Source organism: Massilia sp. PWRC2 (assembly GCF_049896725.1).
In the GTDB taxonomy this organism is placed as follows: Bacteria; Pseudomonadota; Gammaproteobacteria; order Burkholderiales; family Burkholderiaceae_D; genus JAFCUW01.
The window spans coordinates 133,272-151,295 of the sequence record NZ_JAFCUW010000005.1 but is presented as its reverse complement, the minus strand read 5'-3'; the positions used below and the strand labels follow the sequence as shown (position 1 = coordinate 151,295).

Genomic DNA, 18,024 nt, shown 5'->3' with positions numbered 1-18,024 from the left:
CTTGCTGCTGTCACGGCCGGGCTGTACCCAGCAGTGACAGTCCAATTCTTTACTGCTGATTCGGTGTATCGGTTTTAATATCCTTGAGGCCGGCGAATGGCGACGGCTTGTCGGCATTCAGCGCGTCCAGCAATTTCGTGTCCGGACAGACATCGTGCTTCGGCACCTGCGGCAGCGCCAGCAAGGCCTCGTCTTCAATCAGGTCGCCAATATCGCAGGTGCGGCTGCCGACGATGACGTCGATGCTTTCGTCATCGAGCATGTCCTCGATCTCGTCCGCCTGATCGTCGTCCTTGCCCAGCACCAGCATGGTCGAAGCCTCGAACGCAAACACATACGGATTGAGGCAGCGCTGGCACACCAGCTGCACGCTGCCGGCGACGGCGACGGTCAAGGCGGCGTGACCATGGCTGATGGTCGAACCATCGACCGACCAGGACAACTCGCCACTATCGTCGGCGCAATCCTTGCTCAACCGGGCCATGCGGGCGACCGGCATCGTGCCGTCGCGGTGGCCATTGCTTCGACCAAATTCAAAGGCGTCGATGACAAGAGCGCTCATATGAGAAAATTTCCCCGGAAAACCAGCGATGATAGCAGGGTTTTGTGGAGCTCGTCAAAGACTTGAACCGATTATTTATACGGAATAACGCCATGTGCCCGCAGTTTCTAAGCTTGCACAGCTTGCCCGCAATGCCTTGCTTAGGCTACCCTGCGCGCAGACCATTTTTTCGATCACGCCTGATGAAGTTCGCCATGATACCAAGTAATCGACTAAATACCAGCACTGCGCCGCTGATTCTCGCTTCGGGCTCGCCCTACCGTCACCAATTGCTCTCTCGCTTGCAACTGCCGTTCGAGACCATCAGCCCCGACATCGACGAAACCGCCGTGCCCGGCGAAGCGCCGCCGCAGACGGCGCTGCGGCTGGCGCGCGCCAAGGCGCAGGCGGTGGCGATGCAGCACCCGGCGGCGCTGGTGATCGGTTCCGACCAGGTCGCCACCCTGGATGGCGTCCAGATCGGCAAACCGGGCACGCACGCCAACGCCCTGGCCCAGCTGCAACTGATGCGCGGACGCGAAGTGGTCTTTCACACCGCGCTGTGTTTATGGGATGGCCGGCGTTTCGACCCCACCCTTGCTGTGCAGCTGGAAAACATCCAGACCGTGGTGCGCTTTCGCGACTTGGCGGACGCCGAACTGGACGCCTACCTGCGCATCGAGCAACCCTATGATTGCGCCGGCAGCGCCAAAAACGAAGGCCTCGGCATTGCCCTGCTCGAGCGCATCGACAGCAGCGACCCCACCGCCCTCACCGGCTTGCCCATGATCGCCCTGACCGGCATGCTGCGGCGCGCCGGCGTACGCCTGTTCGGCCTGTAAGGCACTCAGATCTTGCCCAGCTGGCGGTCGATCGCCTGGCGCGCCGCCGCGCTGCGCTCGCTGTAGCGATCGGTCAGGTAATCGCTGCGCCCGCGCAACAGCAAGGTGAACTTGTATAACTCCTCCATCACGTCGACCACGCGGTCGTAGTATGCCGACGGCTTCATGCGACCGGCCTCGTCGAACTCCTGGTAAGCCTTCGGCACCGACGACTGATTGGGAATGGTCACCATGCGCATCCAGCGTCCCAGCAGGCGCAGGGTATTGACGACATTGAACGATTGCGAGCCGCCGCACACTTGCATCACTGCCAGCGTGCGGCCCTGGCTGGGGCGCACCGCGCCCTGCTCGAGGGGAATCCAGTCGATCTGGTTTTTCATCACCGCCGTGACGGTGCCGTGCCGCTCGGGGCTGCACCAGACCTGGCCTTCCGACCACAGGCACAATGCGCGCAGCTCGACCACTTTGGGATGGTCGTCGGCAACGCTGCCTGCCATCGGCAATGCGAGCGGATCGAACATCTTCACCTCGGCGCCGAACTGCTCCAGAATACGCGCCGCCTCTTCCGTGAGAAAGCGGCTGAACGAACGTTCACGCAGCGAGCCGTACAACAGCAAGATGCGCGGCGGGTGGGTCAAGTCACCCAGCGGGGCCAACTTGTCAAGCACGGGCCTGTCGAACTGCGCCGGGCGAATATTTGGCAGGTTGGCGATCTTATCCATGTGGTACGCGCTGTCCCTGTTCGTCGATGACGCGCTCGCCGTCTTCTTTGCTAAACGCCCCGTGCTGCGGGGCCGGCAACAGGTCGAGCACCAGTTCGGACGGCCGGCACAGGCGCACCTGGCCATCGACCACCACCAGTGGACGATTGATCAGGACCGGATGGGCCAGCATGGCGTCGATCAACTGGGCGTCGCTGGTCGCAGGATCGGCCAGCTGCAGGGCCGCATACACGGCTTCCTTGTGGCGCACGACATCGCGCACCGCCAGACCCGACCTGGCGATCAGCCCGGTCAGCGTGGCACGGTCGGGCGGCGTTGCCAGATAGTCGATGATGACGGGTTCGATATCGGCATGACGGATCATGGCCAGCGTGTTGCGCGAGGTGCCGCAAGCGGGATTGTGATAAATGGTGACAACCATCATGTTCTCCTTCAGGAAAGGCGCACGGCCAGTGCCGCCAGTGTCAATAACAGCACCGGCAAGGTCAGGACGATACCGATGCGAAAGTAGTAAGCCCAGGATATCTTGATATCCTTGCTGGCCAGCACATGCAGCCACAGCAGCGTGGCCAGGCTGCCAATCGGGGTCATCTTGGGACCCAGGTCGCTGCCAATGATGTTGGCATAGATCATCGCCTCACGCACCACCCCGTGCGCGGTGCTGTCGTCGATGGACAAGGCGCCCATCAGCACGGTGGGCATATTGTTCATGACGGCCGACAGCAGCGCCGTGAGCAGGCCGGTACCCAGCGCGGCGCCCCATACGCCGTAGCTTGCGCAGGCATTGAGCGCTGCCGTCAGGTAACTGGTCAAGCCGGCGTTGCGCAAGCCGTAGACGACCAGGTACATGCCCAGCGAGAAGATCACCACCTGCCAGGGCGCGGCGCCCAGCACGGCGCGGGTGGCGATGCGCTGCCCACGTGCCGCCACCAGCAGCAGCACGGCAGCGCCGACGGCCGCCGTTGCACTGATTGGCACCCCGCGCCCCTCCAGCCAGAAAAAACCCACCAGCAGCATGGCGAGCACCCACCAGCCCGTCACGAAAGTGGCGCGGTCATGGATGGCCTGGCCGGGCGCGCGCAACTGGGCGACGTCGTAGTTGCCAGGAATGTCTTTGCGGAATACCCACATCAGCATGCCCAGGGTGGCCGCTACCGAGACCAGGTTGACGGGCGCCATGACGGCGGCGTAGCGGCCAAAGCCGATGTTGAAATAGTCGGCCGAGACGATATTGACGAGGTTTGATACCACCAGCGGCAGGCTGGCGGTATCGGCAATGAAGCCGGCCGCCATCACAAAGGCCAGCGTGGCCCTGGCGGAAAAGCGCAGCGCGCGCAGCATGGCGATGACGATGGGGGTGAGAATCAGGGCGGCGCCATCGTTGGCGAACAGCGCAGCGACCGCAGCACCGAGCAACACCAGCAGCACGAACAGGCGCCGGCCATTGCCGCGCCCCCAGCGCGCCACGTGCAGCGCCGCCCATTCAAACGAGCCAGCCTTGTCCAGCAACAGGCTGATGATGATGACGGCGACGAAGGTGCCGGTGGCATTCCAGACGATGTGCCAGACCACCGGAATATCACTGGTGTGGATCACCCCGGCGAGCAGGGCGACGACGGCGCCGCCAGCGGCACTCCAGCCGATGCCCAGTCCGTGTGGTTGCCAGATGACGAGGACCAGGGTGGCGAGAAAAATCAGGAAAGCGATGAGCACGGAAAACCTTGGGATAAGTGAAAGTGACGACGATCGATGAGGCACCCATGGGACTGGCGCCGCAGCGTGCCGGTCCCATTGACCCCTCGCAGAACGGCATGAAAACGGCCAGCAAAATCAGCCCGGCAGCGCGCCGATCCGGTTGAGCTCAACTTGCAGCGCCGCCCTGTCTCCCGCCAGCTGCGCCAGCGGCAACGCCAAAAACGCCTCGATGCGCGCGCGCAAAATTCGGTAAGTGCGCTCGAAGGCCGCCGTGATGTGCTCGTCCGTCCCCACCACATGACCGGGATCGTCGACACCCCAATGGCTGCGCAGCACCGGCCCCAGATACGCGGGACAGGTTTCGCCCGCCGCGCTGCCACACACGGTGACGACCATATCGGGCGTGACGGGCAAGGCGTCCCACGACTTGCTGTAATAACCCTCGGTGGAAATGCCTTTGCCGTGCAGCAGTGCCAGCGCCCGTGGATGGAGCTTGCCGGCCGGCTGGCTGCCGGCGCTGATTGCTTTCCAGTCCGCCGGCGCCAGATGGTTAAAGGTCGCTTCGGCAATCAGCGAGCGGCACGAATTGCCCGTACAAAGAAAAAGAATATGCATCAAAGAACTTTCAGTGAAGTAATCAAACCAGCGGACCGGCATCGACGCCGCACGCTGGCTGTTGCGGCATGCAAGATTGGCCGCCGCAACAGTTTTCATTGAGATAAGCAATCAAGCCATTCATGCGCGTGAAGCTGGCGGCATAAATGACAAAACGACTTTCCTGGCGCGCCGTGATCAGGCCAGCATGGCTGAGCTCCTTGAGGTGAAACGACAATGATGAGGGGGCAATGCTCAATTGCTCGCCAATCTTGCTGGCCGCCAGACCAGATGGCCCCAGGGTGACCAGCAGGCGAAAAATCGCCAGCCGTGATTCCTGCGCCAGGGCGGATAGCGCAATGAGCGCGTCGGGGGTGTGCATGGGCGTCTCCATTAGTTCGATGATTCTATCATCATTGAATTATCGAATCAATACCCAGCAGGCTGACCCGCTCGCCTTTGCAATCGAACAAACGGCGGCCATTCGGTATACTGCGGCTCACCACCCCACTTCGACTGCACCCATGTCCGGCACCCTGTTCTTGATTCCCAACACCCTTGGCCCCACCGATGCCCATCCCGGCGCCCTCAATCACGTGATACCCGGTCAGGTACAGGCGCTGACGGCGGGCCTCGATTATTTTGTCGCGGAGAATGCCAAGACCGCGCGGGCGTTTCTAAAACTGGTGGCGATCGACCATCCGCTGGCGAGGTCCCTGCAAGAAATCGAGATTGCCGAATTGAACGTGAACACCCCACCAGCCGCCCTCGCCGGCCTGCTCGCTCCCCTGCTGGCTGGCCGCGATTGTGGCCTGGTGTCGGAAGCGGGGGTACCGGCGGTCGCCGATCCGGGCGCCGACCTGGTGCGCCTGGCACACCAGCATGGCGTCAGCGTGCGTCCGCTGGTGGGACCGTCGTCACTGCTGCTGGCGGTGATGGCGAGCGGCTTGAACGGCCAAAGTTTTGCCTTTAATGGCTACCTGCCCACCGATGCAGCCCAGCGCCGGGCCCGCATCAAGGAACTCGAGCAGCGCTCCGCCAAGGAGCGTCAAACCCAGCTTTTCATTGAAACGCCCTACCGCAATGGCGCCATGCTGGAAGCCTTGATTGCCAATTGCAATGATTCAACCTTGATCTGTGTCGCCACCGACATCACTTTGGTGACGGAATCGATACAGACAATGAATGGCGCGGCGTGGAAGCGCCATGTAAGCGCTGGCAAAACTCCCGATTTTCATAAAAAACCGACGGTGTTTTTGCTTTTATCCGCGTAGGAAACGCGGAAAATACACAAGTTCGCCGAATAAACCAAATTAACTTGCCTTAAAGAATCGATCTGTCGACAATAAACGGTTGCGAAAGTAGGTTACAACGAGCTCCCGGCTCGCCCGTCGGGCTGTCGGGAGCATGGCCGTTGATGGCAGCAGGCTTTGGGAACAAGAGTGAGATGGATTCGTTACTGAAACACATGGTAGACATCACCGGGCATCGCGATCACGCTATGCTCGATGTTGCCGTTATATCCGCAGTGCATGAATTGTCAGCCGCCAAGCAGACGCGGGTCTTGAGCCAGGTGGAGGGGGCCAATGGCCCCATGATCCGCCAGCGCGCCTGCATCGCCGGCAGCAGCGCCACCCCCTCGACCACCAGTCCCGGCGACGTCCCGCTCGAACAGATTGCCGCCCTCGCCGCCTGCCTGGCCAGCCACGGCGCCAGCGCCAGCGCCACTACCGACGAGGGTGACAGCGTGTTGTGGATGCCGATCTGGATCGGTGAGAAAGCCGAAACCATCCTGGAAATCGTGCGCAGCGACCAGTTCGCCGCCGACATGGTGCCGATGGTGGTGGGCATCGTCGGGGTGTACCGCAATTTTCAGAATCTGCTCGACTACAGCGAACGCGATTCCCTGACGGGCTTACTCAACCGCAAGACCTTCGATGGCCAGTTGAGCCGCATGTTGCAAGGTGGCGGCGCCGAAGCCCTGCATGCCCCCACCGCCGAAGAACGGGCCAGCGAAGCGGGCCAGTGGCTGGTGGTGGCCGATATCGATTTCTTCAAGTCGGTCAATGACCGCTTCGGCCACGTCTATGGCGACGAGGTGCTGATCCTGGTGGCGAACATGCTGGTGTCGTCGTTCCGCGCCGACGACCGCGTGTTCCGCTTCGGCGGCGAAGAATTCGTCATCCTGCTGCGCTCGGCAACGAGCGAACAGGCGCATGCGATCATCGAGCGTTTCCGCACCAATGTGGCGGCCCATGTGTTTCCGCAGGTGGGCAGCGTCACCGTCAGCCTGGGCTATGTGCGGGTGCGGCCGGGCGATTCGCCGGTGGCCTCGCTGGGCCACGCCGACCAGGCGCTGTACCACGCCAAGACCCACGGTCGCAATCGCACCTGCCATTACGACGACATCATCGCCACCGGTGAACTGCAGTTGCCGGCGTCAAACGATACCGCCGAGTTTTTCTAGAGGCGGCGTCGAATGTGCCATGCCTGCCTCCCAAGCGGAGCAGGCGGGCGATGAAGAACCTGGGTGGGCAGGTGCTTAATGCACTTCCTGGGCCAGCACATTAAGCCACTCGAAAGCGGCCATCTCGATTTCCCGCAGCTGCTTGACGCTCATGTCAATGCGCCGCAGGGCCGCTGCCAGCGGCTTGCCCGATTTCGCTTTTTCCACCAGCTCGATCACCTTGAGCATGTCGCCATACTCGCCTTCGCGTTCGAGCAAGGCGGCGCGGACGTCGTCGGCGACGTCGACGGTGTCGAGAATGGCATGCAGGGGCAGCGAAAACAGGGCGTCGGTGAGCGACAGGATGCCGACCGTAAAGGCAGTATCGGCGGCTGCGCGCTGGCCCGGGTGGAGTTTCAAACTCATCAGTTCGAGCAGCTTGCCGCGCGCCGTCGCCATTTGTAGCAGGGGCAGATTCATCTCGACCTTGGCGCCGGGCGCCGCGTACAGCAGGATTTGCAGCCAGCGCTGCAACTGCTGGCGTCCCAGCGAAGCGAGGGCCTGGCCAACGGTGTCGATGCGATCGCCGCCGCCGGCCGCTGCCGTATTGACCAGGCGCAGCAGATTGAGGCTGATCAGGGCGTCGCGCTTGACCGCCACTTCAATGGTCACATTATCGGCGTCGGAGTCGATCAGTTTGAGCAACTGCAGGATCGCCATCTCGCTCGGCGCAATGGTGCGGCCACTCATGATGGTGGGGCGGGCAAAATAATATCCCTGGAAATATTCGAAGCCCAGCGCCAGGCAACTGCGGAATTCTTCCAGCGTCTCGACCTTTTCGGCCAGCAGGGTCTTGCCCAGCAAATGCAGCGACGCCGTCAGGCCAGGCAGGCGCCGCGGCTCGACCGCATTGATGTCGACCTTGATGACATCGACCAGCGCCACCAGCGCCAGAAAATCGTCCGATTCAGCGACGATGTCGTCCAGGGCAAATTTGAAACCGAGGGCGCGCAATTGCTCGATGCGGGCGATCAGCGCTGGCGATGCCTTGACGGTCTCGAGAATTTCAAGAATCACCTTGTCGGGCGGCAGGAAGCGCACGTAGTCGCTCATCAGCGCTGCCTCGCTGACGTTGACGAACGCCAGTTGGGCTCCGACCACATGCTCCATGCCAAGTTGCGACGCGTGGGAGATGACGGCGGCAGTGGCGGCTTCGTCATCGGTGACATTCGCTTCGGTTGCGCCCGCCGTGCGGAACAACAGTTCGAATGCCACCAGATGCTGGTCGCGCCCCAAAATTGGCTGGCGCGCGAGGAAAAACTCATCGAAAGGCAAGGACATCTGGATTTTATCTACATCATTGAGCACGGAGCACCCCCTGTATCGGGCACGCTGATCATGCCGGCAAACTTGAACCGGTGAGCGGCGCTCCAGGAAAGCAGCGCTTTCCAGGGCTCGACTATACTATAAATCCACGACTTGTTTATATTTCAACATCCAGGACGACTGCCGCCGGCCCTTATGGCCGGCGTGAACCGGGGGTCTTGGGACCGCTGGGGCGGGCGCTGGCCGACTGCCCCAGCCGGGTGACCGGACGGCCGCTGCTGGTCTGCCCCGGTTGGGCGACGGGGCGGCCGCTGGTCTTGGCGGCTGCTTTCGGGCCGGCTTTTGCAGCGGGCTTGGCACCGCCTGGGCGCCCCAGCGGCCCCACGGCGCCGGCCGCACCGGGCGTGCCGGCCGGTGCCTGGCCTGGCAGGCGCAAACTGCCCGTGCCCGACAGCGGGCTGGCGCGCCGCGCATTGCCAACTGGAATACGGACGACGCCACCAGCGCTGGGCCGTGCTGCACTGGCCCCCGTCAGCGGTATGCCCGACTCGATCAGGTAGGTGGCGTCGGCGTCCTTGCCCAGCACCTCAAGCAGGTAGGGCATCACCTGGCGCAGGATCGGCTCGAGCGTGTACGGCGGATTGACGATGAACATGCCGCTGGTGTGCAAACCAAAACCGTCCGGGCCCGGGGTCGACACGGTCAGGCTGACGTTGAGCCAGTCCTTGCCGCCCAGCCGCTTGAGCTTGTCGGAAAAGGAGCGCGATTCCATGCGCTGCAGCACCGGGTACCAGATCGCGTAAGTGCCAGTGGGAAAACGCCCGAGCGCTTCATCGACGGCATCGCGCACCTTGCGGTAGTCCTGTTTGTCTTCATACGGAGGATCGATCAGCACCAGAGCGCGCCGCGATGGTGGCGGCAGCAAGGTCTTGAGGGCGTGAAAGCCATCGCCGCGATCAACCAGCACGCGCTTGCCGCGGCCAACGGGCAGCTGGCCCTGGGCGGCAGCGTGTTCGGCCACCTTGCGGAAATTGTCGGCGAGAATCTTGGCGTCGGCAGGGTGCAACTCAAACAGGCGCAACCGGTCTTGATCGCGCATGAGCTTGTCGGCGACATAAGGCGAACCTGGGTAGTAACGCATTTTGCCGCTGGGATTGAGACCCTTGACCAGGTTGACGTACTCGGCCAACGGTGCCGGCAAGTCGCTGCGTTCCCACAGGGGGGCGATGCCGGTCTCGTATTCGGCATTTTTCGATGCGTAGCCGCTGTCGAGGGCGTACACCCCGGCGCCCGAGTGGGTGTCGATATAAGTGTAGGCGGTGTCCTTCTGATTCATGTATTCGTGCAGTTGGGTCTGCACAAAATGTTTCAGAACGTCGGCGTGATTACCCGCGTGGAAGGCGTGGCGGTAGCTAAGCATGGTGTTTCCAGTCAGTGGATCGAACGGCAGGCCAGACGTCCCCGGCGACTGCGGGAGCGCACATGGCGGCGCGAATATTTCCGCCATTATCCACTACAAAGCACACACAAAGCATAAACGGGGTCGAATCCTGCGATTCGACCCCGCTCTCAGAGACTTACTTCAGAGTAACTCAGGCAACTTTTTTCTCGTCGAAGAACTGTTCGTCTTCCGTCGAACCGTGCAGGGCCGTGGTCGAACTCTGGCCCTGCTGGATGGTCTGGGTGACGGCATCGAAGTAACTGGTACCGACTTCGCGCTGGTGCTTGACGGCGGTAAAACCTTTGTCGGCGGCGGCAAATTCGGCTTCCTGCATTTCGACGAAGGCCGTCATATTGCGGCGCGCGTAGCCGTGTGCCAGATTGAACATCGAGTAATTGAGCGAATGGAAGCCGGCCAGGGTAATGAACTGGAACTTGTAACCCATCGCGCCCAGCTCGACCTGGAACTTGGCGATGGTGGCGTCGTCGAGGTTTTTCTTCCAGTTGAACGAAGGCGAACAGTTATACGCCAGCATTTTGCCGGGGAACTTGGCGTGCACGGCATCGGCAAACGCCTTGGCGAATTCGAGGTCGGGCTTGCCTGTCTCGCACCAGACCAGGTCGGCGTACGGGCAATATGCCAGGGCGCGGGCGATCGACTGTTCGAGGCCATTGCGGACGCGGTAAAAACCTTCGATGGTGCGCTCACCCGTGCAGAATTGTTTATCGATGGGATCGACGTCGGAGGTCAGCAAGTCGGCCGCTTCCGCATCGGTACGGGCGATCACCAGGGTGCTGGTGCCCATGACGTCGGCGGCGAGGCGGGCGGCAGTCAGTTTTTCGATGAATTCGCGGGTCGGCACCAGCACCTTGCCACCCATGTGGCCGCATTTTTTCACCGAAGCGAGCTGATCTTCGAAGTGGACGCCGGCGGCGCCCGCATCAATCATCGACTTCATCAGTTCATAGGCGTTGAGCACACCACCAAAGCCCGCTTCGGCGTCGGCAATGATGGGAGCGAAATAATCGATATCGTCCTTGCCTTCGGACCACTGGATCTGGTCGGCGCGCTGGAACGTGTTGTTGATGCGCTTGACCACCATCGGCACCGAGTTGGCGGGGTACAGCGACTGGTCGGGATACATTTCGCCGGCCAGGTTGGCATCGCCGGCAACTTGCCAGCCCGACAGATAGATCGCCTTCAAGCCAGCCTTCACCTGTTGCATGGCCTGGTTGCCCGTCAGCGCGCCGAGGGTGGCGACGAACGGTTCGGTTTCAAGCAGATCCCACATTTTTTCGGCGCCGCGCTGGGCGATGGTGTGCTCGATCTTCAGGGAGCCGCGCAGACGCACGACGTCCTCGGCGGTGTACGAGCGGGTGACGCCGTTCCAGCGCGGGTTGCTGTCCCAGTCATGCTGGAGGGCCGAAATTTGCTGTTCACGAGTTGCCATGGTGTTCTCCTGAGTAGGGTAAAAAATGCGTTAAAAATGCGATCAACGTGCTGCTTCCTTGGATCTATCATAGCCCGGATGGCGCAGCGCAGCACACTCTTATATAAGACATATAACCAAATTTTTTATCAATAAATTCAATCACTTAGTTTTTCTTTTTCGGAATGCGAAATCATTTTCCTTGTCGTGAGACGGATGGGTGAGTGGCGCGCCATCTCAATTTCACGATGCGAAATGCGATTATCGTCTGGTGAAAAGCCGCCCCAAGCGCGATCCATGGTCGGGGTATTTGCCGTTTTAAGTGTTGACTATCAGCAATATTCGGCGAGGCCCGACGGCAGCCGTAAAAAAACCCGCACGGCCTGACGGCGGTGCGGGTTGCCAGCGGCTGAGCTGCCCTTATGCTTTATCGAGCTGCGGCCGGGCTTCCTCGAACACCAGCGCGCCATGGCTGACGCGCACGGGGATGGTGTCCTTGGCGCCGAACTTGCCCGACAAAATCAGCTTGGACAGGGGATTTTCGATCTGCTGCTGAATCGCCCGCTTCAATGGCCGCGCGCCATACACCGGATCGTAGCCGGCCTCGGCGATTTTTTGCAGCGCTTCGTCGGAGACGTCGAGCGCCATGTCCATCTTGGCCAGGCGCTCTTCCAGCTGGCGCAGCTGGATTTTGGCGATGGCGCCGATGTTTTTTTCGTCGAGCGCGTGAAACACCACGATTTCATCGATGCGGTTAATGAACTCGGGCCGGAAATGGCTGCGCACTTCCGCCATCACCGCCAGTTTGACGACGCCCGGATCGTCACTGTCCATCGACTGGATCTTGTGCGAACCGAGGTTGGACGTCATGACGATCACGGTGTTTTTAAAATCGACCGTGCGGCCCTGGCCGTCCGTCATGCGGCCGTCGTCGAGCACCTGCAGCAGCACGTTGAAGACGTCCGGATGGGCCTTTTCGATTTCATCGAGCAGGATCACGCTGTACGGCCGGCGGCGCACCGCTTCGGTCAGATAGCCGCCCTCGTCGTAGCCGACGTAGCCGGGCGGCGCGCCGATCAGGCGGGCCACCGAGTGCTTCTCCATGAATTCACTCATGTCGATGCGGATCATCGATTCTTCGGTATCGAACAGGAAGGTGGCAAGCGCCTTGCACAGCTCCGTTTTACCGACCCCGGTGGGGCCAAGGAACATGAAGGAGCCATACGGCCGGTTCGGGTCGGACAGCCCGGCGCGCGAGCGGCGGATGGCGTCGGCCACCGCGTGGATCGCTTCGTCCTGGCCGATCACCCGCTCATGCAGCTTGTCTTCGATGTGCAGCAGCTTGTCACGCTCCCCCTGCATCATGCGCGAGACCGGAATGCCGGTGGCGCGCGAGACCACCTCGGCGATTTCCTCCGCCCCCACCTGGGTGCGCAGCAGCTTGGGACGGGCGCCAGCCTGCTCGCGCGTGGCCACCAGCTCGGCGTCCTTCAGTTGCGCTTCCAGTGCCGGCAGGCGGCCGTACTGCAGCTCGGACATGCGGGCATAATCGCTGCGGCGCTTCGCTTCATCCATCTGCAGGCGCACCGCTTCGATTTCTTCCTTGATGTGGGTGGTCCCCTGCACCATGGCTTTTTCAGCCTTGAGGATTTCTTCGAAGTCGTTGTACTCGCGCTCAAGCCGGGCGATTTCTTCATCGATCAGGCCCAGACGGCGCAGCGACGCTTCGTCCTTTTCCCTGCGCACCGCTTCCTTCTCGATTTTCAGCTGGATGATACGGCGATCGAGCCGGTCCATCACTTCCGGCTTGGAATCGATTTCGATCTTGATCTTCGAAGCGGCTTCATCGATCAGGTCGATCGCCTTGTCGGGCAGAAAGCGGTCGCTGATATAGCGATGCGACAGCTCGGCGGCGGCGATGATGGCGGCGTCGGTGATGTCGACCTTGTGGTGCAGTTCGTACTTGTCCTGCAAGCCGCGCAGGATCGCAATGGTCGCTTCGACGGTCGGTTCATCGACCAGGATTTTCTGGAAGCGCCGTTCGAGGGCGGCATCCTTCTCGATGTACTTGCGGTATTCGTCGAGCGTGGTGGCGCCCACGCAGTGCAGTTCGCCGCGCGCCAGCGCCGGCTTGAGCATGTTGCCGGCGTCCATCGCCCCTTCGGCCTTGCCGGCGCCGACCATGGTGTGCAGCTCATCGATAAAGACGATGGTCTGGCCCTGGTCCTGCGACAGTTCCTTCAACACGGATTTGAGGCGCTCTTCAAATTCGCCGCGGTACTTGGCGCCCGCCAGCAGCGCCGCCATGTCGAGCGAGAGCACGCGCTTGCCCTTGAGTGAATCGGGCACCTCATTGTTGACGATGCGCTGCGCCAGCCCTTCGACGATGGCGGTCTTGCCGACCCCCGGCTCGCCAATGAGCACCGGATTGTTCTTGGTGCGCCGCTGCAGAATCTGGATGGTGCGGCGAATCTCGTCATCGCGGCCAATGACAGGGTCGAGCTTGCCCTGGCGGGCCCGCTCGGTCAAATCCATGGTGTATTTTTTGAGCGACTCGCGCTGCCCTTCGGCGTCCTGCGAACTGACGCCATCGCCACCGCGCACGGCGTCGATCGCTGCATCGAGCGCCTTGCGGCTCAAGCCCGCTTCGCGCGCCACCCGCCCCGCTTCCGACTTGTCTTCGGTCAGCGCCAGCAGGATCATTTCGCTGGAGACAAACTGGTCGCCGCGCTTTTGCGCTTCGCGGTCAGCCAGGTTGAGCATGGCCATCAGCTCGCGCCCCACCTGGGTTTCGCCGCCCGTGCCCGACACTTTAGGCAGGCGGTCGATGGCGCTGCGCAGTGAATTGCCCAAGGCGCCAATATTCACGCCAGAGCGCTGCAGCAGTGAGCGGGTGCCGCCGTCATCCTGCGCCAGCAGGGCGGTGAGCAGGTGGACCGGCTCGATGTACTGGTTATCATTGCCAACCGCCACGCTTTGGGCGTCGGACAGGGCTTCCTGAAGCTTGGTGGTGAGTTTATCTTGCCGCATGACTGCTCCGCTAGATGATGTTCGATCACTAGCAGATTGGGCCACGGCGGCGCGAATTCAAGCGCCGCCGCCGTGTTTAAATCGCTACGCTGCGGCCAGCGCGCGCCAGCTGGCAAAGCCGGCCATGCACAGGGTCAGCGCACCCAACAGGTGGAGCGCACTGTGCGTCAGCGCCCAGCCATAATCGCCGCGCTGCAGCATCAGCATCGATTCGCCGGAGAAAGTGGAAAAGGTGGTCAAGCCACCCAGAAAGCCGGTGACGGCAAACAGCCGCCACTCGGGCGACAGCTGGGGGTGGCTGCTAAAAAACCCCAGCGCCAGCCCGATCAGGTAGCCGCCCACCAGGTTGGCCGCCAGCGTCCCCAGGTTCAGCCGCGCGCTGGCCGTACCCAGCCACAATCCAAAGCCCCAGCGCAGCCAGGCACCGCAGGCAGCGCCAAAGCCGACCGCCAGCCAGGCCAGCGGCGACGTCACGCGTCTGCTCCTGCCGCCGCAGCAGCGCCGGTGCGTCCCCACTTGGTCATGGCGGCGTCGTCGCTGTTGCGGGCGTCGACCCAGCGGGCGCCGGCCGGGGTCTGCTCTTTTTTCCAGAACGGCGCATCGGTCTTGAGGTAATCGATGATGAATTCGCAGGCGGCGAACGCTTCGCCACGGTGTGCCGCACTGACGGCCACCAGCACGATCTGCTCTTGCGGCAGCAGCGGACCGACCCGGTGGATCACCAGCGCGGCAGCCAGCGGCCAGCGCGTGCAAGCCTCATCGACGATGCGCCCCAGCGCCGCTTCGGTCATGCCGGGATAGTGTTCGAGCTCCATCTCGGCGACCGCCGCGCCATCGTTCAGGTCGCGCACGGTGCCGACAAAGGTGACCACCGCGCCCACTTTCGGGTCGCCCGCGCGCAGCAGCGCCACTTCAGCGCCCAGGTCGAAATCGGCAGTCTGCACGCGCACCTGGCGCAGCGCGGCGACGCTGCCATGGCCGGCAGCAGCGGCCATCACCGCACCACCTTGCCGACGCGGGCGAACAGCTGCTCGATGCGGCTGGCAGTGCGCTCGTCAACCAGCGCTGGCATGGCGGCGAGCTGCTCGAAGCGGGCCGCTTGATTGGCGCCCTTCTGCCCAGATTTGAGCGACGACTGCAGCACTTCGACCTGCAACTTGAGGCGGTCGCGGGCAAACTCGCTGCCGCTATCGATGCCGGCGGCGATTTCCTGGCGCAGCACTTCCTGCAGCACCACGGTGCGATTCTGCTCGAGCAGGCGCACATAGGCGGCGCGCTCGCCGCCCGCAGCCTTGAGTGCGGCGGCGAAGCGCGCCGCCAGTGCTTGTTCAAACTCGGCTGCCAGCGCCGGCAAGGCGGCCCAGCGCTGCTGCCAGGCGGCGCCATCGATGGCATCGCTGCCATCAAGACCGCTCAACGCCGTCTCGAGCTGTTGGCACAGACGCAGCTTGTCGCGCAGCGCGCCCGCCTTGGCGATGCTGACCGCACGCTTGTCGTCGTCGATCTTCGCCTGCACGGCCGCCACCGCGGCGTGATAGCGCTGCTCGAGTTTCGCTTCGAGCGCGCGCGGCACCGCGCCGATCGCCTGCCACTGGCTGGCCGCTTCCTGCAGCAGCTTGCGGGCAGCGCCGGCATCGATGGTGGCGACCGCCTCTTCGAGTTGCGCCGCAATGGCGTCCTTGGCCGCCTGGTGGGCGCGCCGTTCGTGGTCAAGCGCGCTGGCGCTTTCCTTGCGCTTGGCGAACACGGCGTCGCAGGCGGCACGGAAGCGATGCCACAAGGCCTGCTCGGCCTTGCGTTCGAGCGGCAGCGCGCGCGCCAGCTCCTGCCAGCGTTCCTGCGCCGCGCGCAGGGCATCGAGCGCACCGCGTTCACCCGGATCGAGGCTGGCGACCTGCTCGATCAGCGCTTCGCGGTGGCCGACCTCGGTTTTGCGCTGCTGCTCGAGCGGCCTTTGCATGATGTTCAGGGCGGCGGCAAACTGCTGGTCGAGACGCTTCTTGTCCTTGCGGTCGATCGCTCCCAGATGACTCCAGGCCAGCCGCAAACGCTGCACGCTGGCGGCCATCTGCTTCCAGTCGATGCGGGCGGCGGCAGCGGCATCGGCATCGAGGCCGGCGGCCTCGATGCTCGCGGCCTGCGCGCTGGCCTCATCGATCAGCGCTTGCGCCCTGGCGGCATTGGTATGGCGCTCTTCGGCCAGCTGCTTGAAGTGGGCTGCCGCCGGTGCGTAGGCGCTGCTGCAGGCGCCATCAAAGCGCTCCCACAGCGATTTGGGCGCCGCCCCGGACAGGGTGTCGAGCGCCTTCCAGCGTTCGCGCATGCTGCCCACCTTCTTGGCCAGTTCGGCCATCGGCAGCGATTGCACGGCCAGCTGTTCGACGGCCTTGATCAATTCTTCGCGCGAGACATTGCCGCCCCAGCGGGCCCAGTCGGACAGGCGCTTGAGCTCAGCGCGCGCATGGGCCAGGCGCTCGGCCTGCGCCGGGCTGAGCTTGCCGCCCTTGAGATCCTTGAGCGCCTTGTCCGATTCGGCTGCGCTGTGCAGCGAGCCCTGTTCAAGCGCCGCTTCCATCGCCGCCAGCTGGTCGAGGAACAGGGGATCGGCATGGCCGACCGGCCGCGCGGCGCGCGCTGGTCGGGCGTGTTCGCCGGCGCCAAACGGATTCGACGGCGAGGCCGCCGCCTGGCCACTCGGGCCGCCATGGCTGGCCTGCCCGGTCTGCGCTTTGGCAGCGCCCTTGCCCGTTGGGCTGCTACGGGCGAGGCTGGCCAGCAAGGCATCGAAACGCTGCTGCAAGGCGTCGGCGCCGGCGCCGGCGGGCACTGCCGGCAGCCGTTGCCACTCGCGCCGCAGGAGGTCGGCATTGAGCGCGCCGGGGGGGGCGGCTGGGGTGGTGGCTGACGCGGCGCTCGCTTCTGGGGCGTCGGCGGCCACTGGCGCGGCCACTTGAGCGATATCGCTTGCCGGCAGCGCAGCGCTACTGGCGCCAAGATCGACGCTTGCAGTCTCGGCAAGCGCCGCGGTGTTTACGGCAGCGGCAGCAGAAGCAGTTGCAGAAGTAGTAGAAGCAGTTACAGCAGCAGTTGCAGCAGCAGTGGCCGAAGCAGCGGCCACCGCCGTCCAAGCATCGAGCGCGGCGCGACGCGCGGCCAGGGCACTGCGGCCCTGCTCGCTAGCAGCCAGCAACGCTTGCACGCGCGCCTGTTGGACGGCAAATTCGGCCACCAGGGGACGCGGCAGCGAGCCCTGTTCGGCGCCGCTGACGGCGGCCTGCTGCTCGGCCTGCATGCGTGCAAATTGCCTGGCCAGTGCGTCGCCATCGGCGCCCTCCCCGTCCGCACCGGGCACTCCCAGCTGCCGCAGGGCCGCCAGGCGATCGATCATGGCGCGCTGCAGGGCCACCTGGGCTTCCAGGCGACGTCCCAGCTGCTGGCGCACAGCATCGAAGGCGCCGCCCAGTTCGGCGGCGGCGATCACCGCCCAGCGCCGGTCCAGTTCGGCCACCTGATTCGGCGTCAGCTTGTCATCGGCCAGCAGGCTGGCGGCCTGCGCCAGGCACGCCTGGCCGCGCAGCAGCTCGGCATCATGGTGGCGGATGGCGTCAAGCCGTCCCTGCAGCAGCTTGGCGACCCGACGGTCGGTATTGCGGATGGCGGCGTGCACGCGCTCGAGCTGTGCGCGGCTTGTGATCAGGTCGGCGGCGGTCAGGCGCAATTCGGAAAAATCGCAGCGCAAAATGAAGTCGGCAGCTTGCGCCTCATCGGCGCCGAGCGCCTGCAACTGCGCCGCTTGCGCGCTGCGCTGCGCCGTCGTGCTGGCGGCGGTCGCGGCGGCGGCGGCTTTTTGTTCGGACAGGGCACTCACGGCAGGCGTCTGGGTGGACTTGTCGCCCGGACGTTTAAAGAGGAATTTCAGCATGACGTCGGCTCGATTGCTCAAAGTCGTCATGATAGC

Annotated in this window: 16 protein-coding genes; 3 read left to right on the top strand and 13 right to left on the bottom strand. The window is 63.4% G+C overall.

Features of this window, described 5'->3' with window-relative positions:
• Nucleotides 1–49: 49 nt before the first annotated feature.
• Nucleotides 50–562 carry a YceD family protein gene (locus ACP7BZ_RS11930; protein ID WP_426113338.1) on the bottom strand — a complete coding sequence of 171 codons (513 nt, stop codon included), beginning with the start codon at nucleotides 560–562 and terminating at the stop codon, nucleotides 50–52.
• Nucleotides 563–756: 194 nt separating this feature from the next.
• Between ACP7BZ_RS11930 and ACP7BZ_RS11925 the strand changes: the two genes are divergently transcribed.
• The gene (locus tag ACP7BZ_RS11925) at nucleotides 757–1,383 is read left to right on the top strand and encodes a Maf-like protein (protein WP_426113336.1); all 627 of its coding nucleotides are present in this window, start codon (nucleotides 757–759) and stop codon (nucleotides 1,381–1,383) included.
• 5 nt (nucleotides 1,384–1,388) lie between these two features.
• Here the strand turns inward: ACP7BZ_RS11925 and arsH are convergent, their stop codons facing one another.
• The 5 genes from arsH to ACP7BZ_RS11900 form a co-directional block, all read right to left on the bottom strand.
• The gene (gene arsH / locus ACP7BZ_RS11920; protein WP_426113334.1) at nucleotides 1,389–2,105 is read right to left on the bottom strand and encodes an arsenical resistance protein ArsH; all 717 of its coding nucleotides are present in this window, start codon (nucleotides 2,103–2,105) and stop codon (nucleotides 1,389–1,391) included.
• On the bottom strand, nucleotides 2,098–2,526 hold the full coding sequence (gene arsC, locus ACP7BZ_RS11915) for an arsenate reductase (glutaredoxin) (protein ID WP_426113332.1): 429 nt from the start codon (nucleotides 2,524–2,526) through the stop codon (nucleotides 2,098–2,100). Before arsC ends, arsH begins: the two co-directional genes overlap by 8 nt.
• Nucleotides 2,527–2,537: 11 nt before the next feature.
• A complete protein-coding gene (locus ACP7BZ_RS11910) occupies nucleotides 2,538–3,818 on the bottom strand; it encodes an arsenic transporter (RefSeq protein WP_426113330.1) in 1,281 nt (426 codons plus the stop codon).
• 117 nt (nucleotides 3,819–3,935) lie between these two features.
• A complete protein-coding gene (locus ACP7BZ_RS11905; protein ID WP_426113328.1) occupies nucleotides 3,936–4,415 on the bottom strand; it encodes an arsenate reductase ArsC in 480 nt (159 codons plus the stop codon).
• Nucleotides 4,416–4,437: 22 nt separating this feature from the next.
• Complete coding sequence (locus tag ACP7BZ_RS11900; RefSeq protein WP_426113326.1) at nucleotides 4,438–4,776, bottom strand: ArsR/SmtB family transcription factor; 339 nt, start codon at nucleotides 4,774–4,776, stop codon at nucleotides 4,438–4,440.
• A gap of 142 nt (nucleotides 4,777–4,918) precedes the next feature.
• Between ACP7BZ_RS11900 and ACP7BZ_RS11895 the strand changes: the two genes are divergently transcribed.
• Nucleotides 4,919–5,668 (top strand): SAM-dependent methyltransferase, encoded by a 750-nt coding sequence (locus tag ACP7BZ_RS11895; protein ID WP_426113324.1) that lies wholly within the window; start codon nucleotides 4,919–4,921, stop codon nucleotides 5,666–5,668.
• A 173-nt stretch (nucleotides 5,669–5,841) separates the two neighbouring features.
• Complete coding sequence (locus ACP7BZ_RS11890) at nucleotides 5,842–6,861, top strand: GGDEF domain-containing protein (RefSeq protein ID WP_426113321.1); 1,020 nt, start codon at nucleotides 5,842–5,844, stop codon at nucleotides 6,859–6,861.
• Nucleotides 6,862–6,936: 75 nt separating this feature from the next.
• On the opposite strand, the gene ACP7BZ_RS11885 is transcribed toward ACP7BZ_RS11890, so the two are convergent.
• The 7 genes from ACP7BZ_RS11885 to ACP7BZ_RS11855 form a co-directional block, all read right to left on the bottom strand.
• Complete coding sequence (locus ACP7BZ_RS11885) at nucleotides 6,937–8,181, bottom strand: EAL and HDOD domain-containing protein (protein WP_426113319.1); 1,245 nt, start codon at nucleotides 8,179–8,181, stop codon at nucleotides 6,937–6,939.
• Between the two features lie 178 nt (nucleotides 8,182–8,359).
• Nucleotides 8,360–9,586 (bottom strand): 23S rRNA (adenine(2030)-N(6))-methyltransferase RlmJ, encoded by a 1,227-nt coding sequence (gene rlmJ, locus ACP7BZ_RS11880; protein ID WP_426113317.1) that lies wholly within the window; start codon nucleotides 9,584–9,586, stop codon nucleotides 8,360–8,362.
• A 172-nt stretch (nucleotides 9,587–9,758) separates the two neighbouring features.
• A complete protein-coding gene (aceA, locus tag ACP7BZ_RS11875) occupies nucleotides 9,759–11,057 on the bottom strand; it encodes an isocitrate lyase (RefSeq protein ID WP_426113316.1) in 1,299 nt (432 codons plus the stop codon).
• A gap of 399 nt (nucleotides 11,058–11,456) precedes the next feature.
• Nucleotides 11,457–14,066, bottom strand: a complete 2,610-nt coding sequence (gene clpB, locus ACP7BZ_RS11870; protein WP_426113314.1) for an ATP-dependent chaperone ClpB — start codon at nucleotides 14,064–14,066, stop codon at nucleotides 11,457–11,459.
• An 84-nt stretch (nucleotides 14,067–14,150) separates the two neighbouring features.
• On the bottom strand, nucleotides 14,151–14,528 hold the full coding sequence (gene crcB / locus ACP7BZ_RS11865) for a fluoride efflux transporter CrcB (protein WP_426113722.1): 378 nt from the start codon (nucleotides 14,526–14,528) through the stop codon (nucleotides 14,151–14,153).
• Nucleotides 14,529–14,536: 8 nt separating this feature from the next.
• Nucleotides 14,537–15,061, bottom strand: a complete 525-nt coding sequence (moaE, locus tag ACP7BZ_RS11860) for a molybdopterin synthase catalytic subunit MoaE (RefSeq protein ID WP_426113721.1) — start codon at nucleotides 15,059–15,061, stop codon at nucleotides 14,537–14,539.
• Nucleotides 15,061–17,988, bottom strand: a complete 2,928-nt coding sequence (locus ACP7BZ_RS11855) for a DUF349 domain-containing protein (RefSeq protein WP_426113313.1) — start codon at nucleotides 17,986–17,988, stop codon at nucleotides 15,061–15,063. Before ACP7BZ_RS11855 ends, moaE begins: the two co-directional genes overlap by 1 nt.
• Nucleotides 17,989–18,024 lie beyond the last annotated feature (36 nt).

Excerpts from the sequence above, each read along its gene's own strand:
- clpB (WP_426113314.1), bottom strand. The coding sequence starts at position 14,066 with ATGCGGCAAGATAAACTCACCACCAAGCTTCAGGAAGCCCTGTCCGAC.
- ACP7BZ_RS11930 (WP_426113338.1), bottom strand. The coding sequence starts at position 562 with ATGAGCGCTCTTGTCATCGACGCCTTTGAATTTGGTCGAAGCAATGGC.
- ACP7BZ_RS11905 (WP_426113328.1), bottom strand. The coding sequence starts at position 4,415 with ATGCATATTCTTTTTCTTTGTACGGGCAATTCGTGCCGCTCGCTGATT.
- arsH (WP_426113334.1), bottom strand. The coding sequence starts at position 2,105 with ATGGATAAGATCGCCAACCTGCCAAATATTCGCCCGGCGCAGTTCGAC.
- arsC (WP_426113332.1), bottom strand. The coding sequence starts at position 2,526 with ATGGTTGTCACCATTTATCACAATCCCGCTTGCGGCACCTCGCGCAAC.
- ACP7BZ_RS11925 (WP_426113336.1), top strand. The coding sequence starts at position 757 with ATGATACCAAGTAATCGACTAAATACCAGCACTGCGCCGCTGATTCTC.
- aceA (WP_426113316.1), bottom strand. The coding sequence starts at position 11,057 with ATGGCAACTCGTGAACAGCAAATTTCGGCCCTCCAGCATGACTGGGAC.
- ACP7BZ_RS11900 (WP_426113326.1), bottom strand. The coding sequence starts at position 4,776 with ATGCACACCCCCGACGCGCTCATTGCGCTATCCGCCCTGGCGCAGGAA.
- ACP7BZ_RS11895 (WP_426113324.1), top strand. The coding sequence starts at position 4,919 with ATGTCCGGCACCCTGTTCTTGATTCCCAACACCCTTGGCCCCACCGAT.
- ACP7BZ_RS11890 (WP_426113321.1), top strand. The coding sequence starts at position 5,842 with ATGGATTCGTTACTGAAACACATGGTAGACATCACCGGGCATCGCGAT.
- rlmJ (WP_426113317.1), bottom strand. The coding sequence starts at position 9,586 with ATGCTTAGCTACCGCCACGCCTTCCACGCGGGTAATCACGCCGACGTT.
- ACP7BZ_RS11855 (WP_426113313.1), bottom strand. The coding sequence starts at position 17,988 with ATGCTGAAATTCCTCTTTAAACGTCCGGGCGACAAGTCCACCCAGACG.
- ACP7BZ_RS11885 (WP_426113319.1), bottom strand. The coding sequence starts at position 8,181 with ATGTCCTTGCCTTTCGATGAGTTTTTCCTCGCGCGCCAGCCAATTTTG.
- moaE (WP_426113721.1), bottom strand. The coding sequence starts at position 15,061 with ATGGCCGCTGCTGCCGGCCATGGCAGCGTCGCCGCGCTGCGCCAGGTG.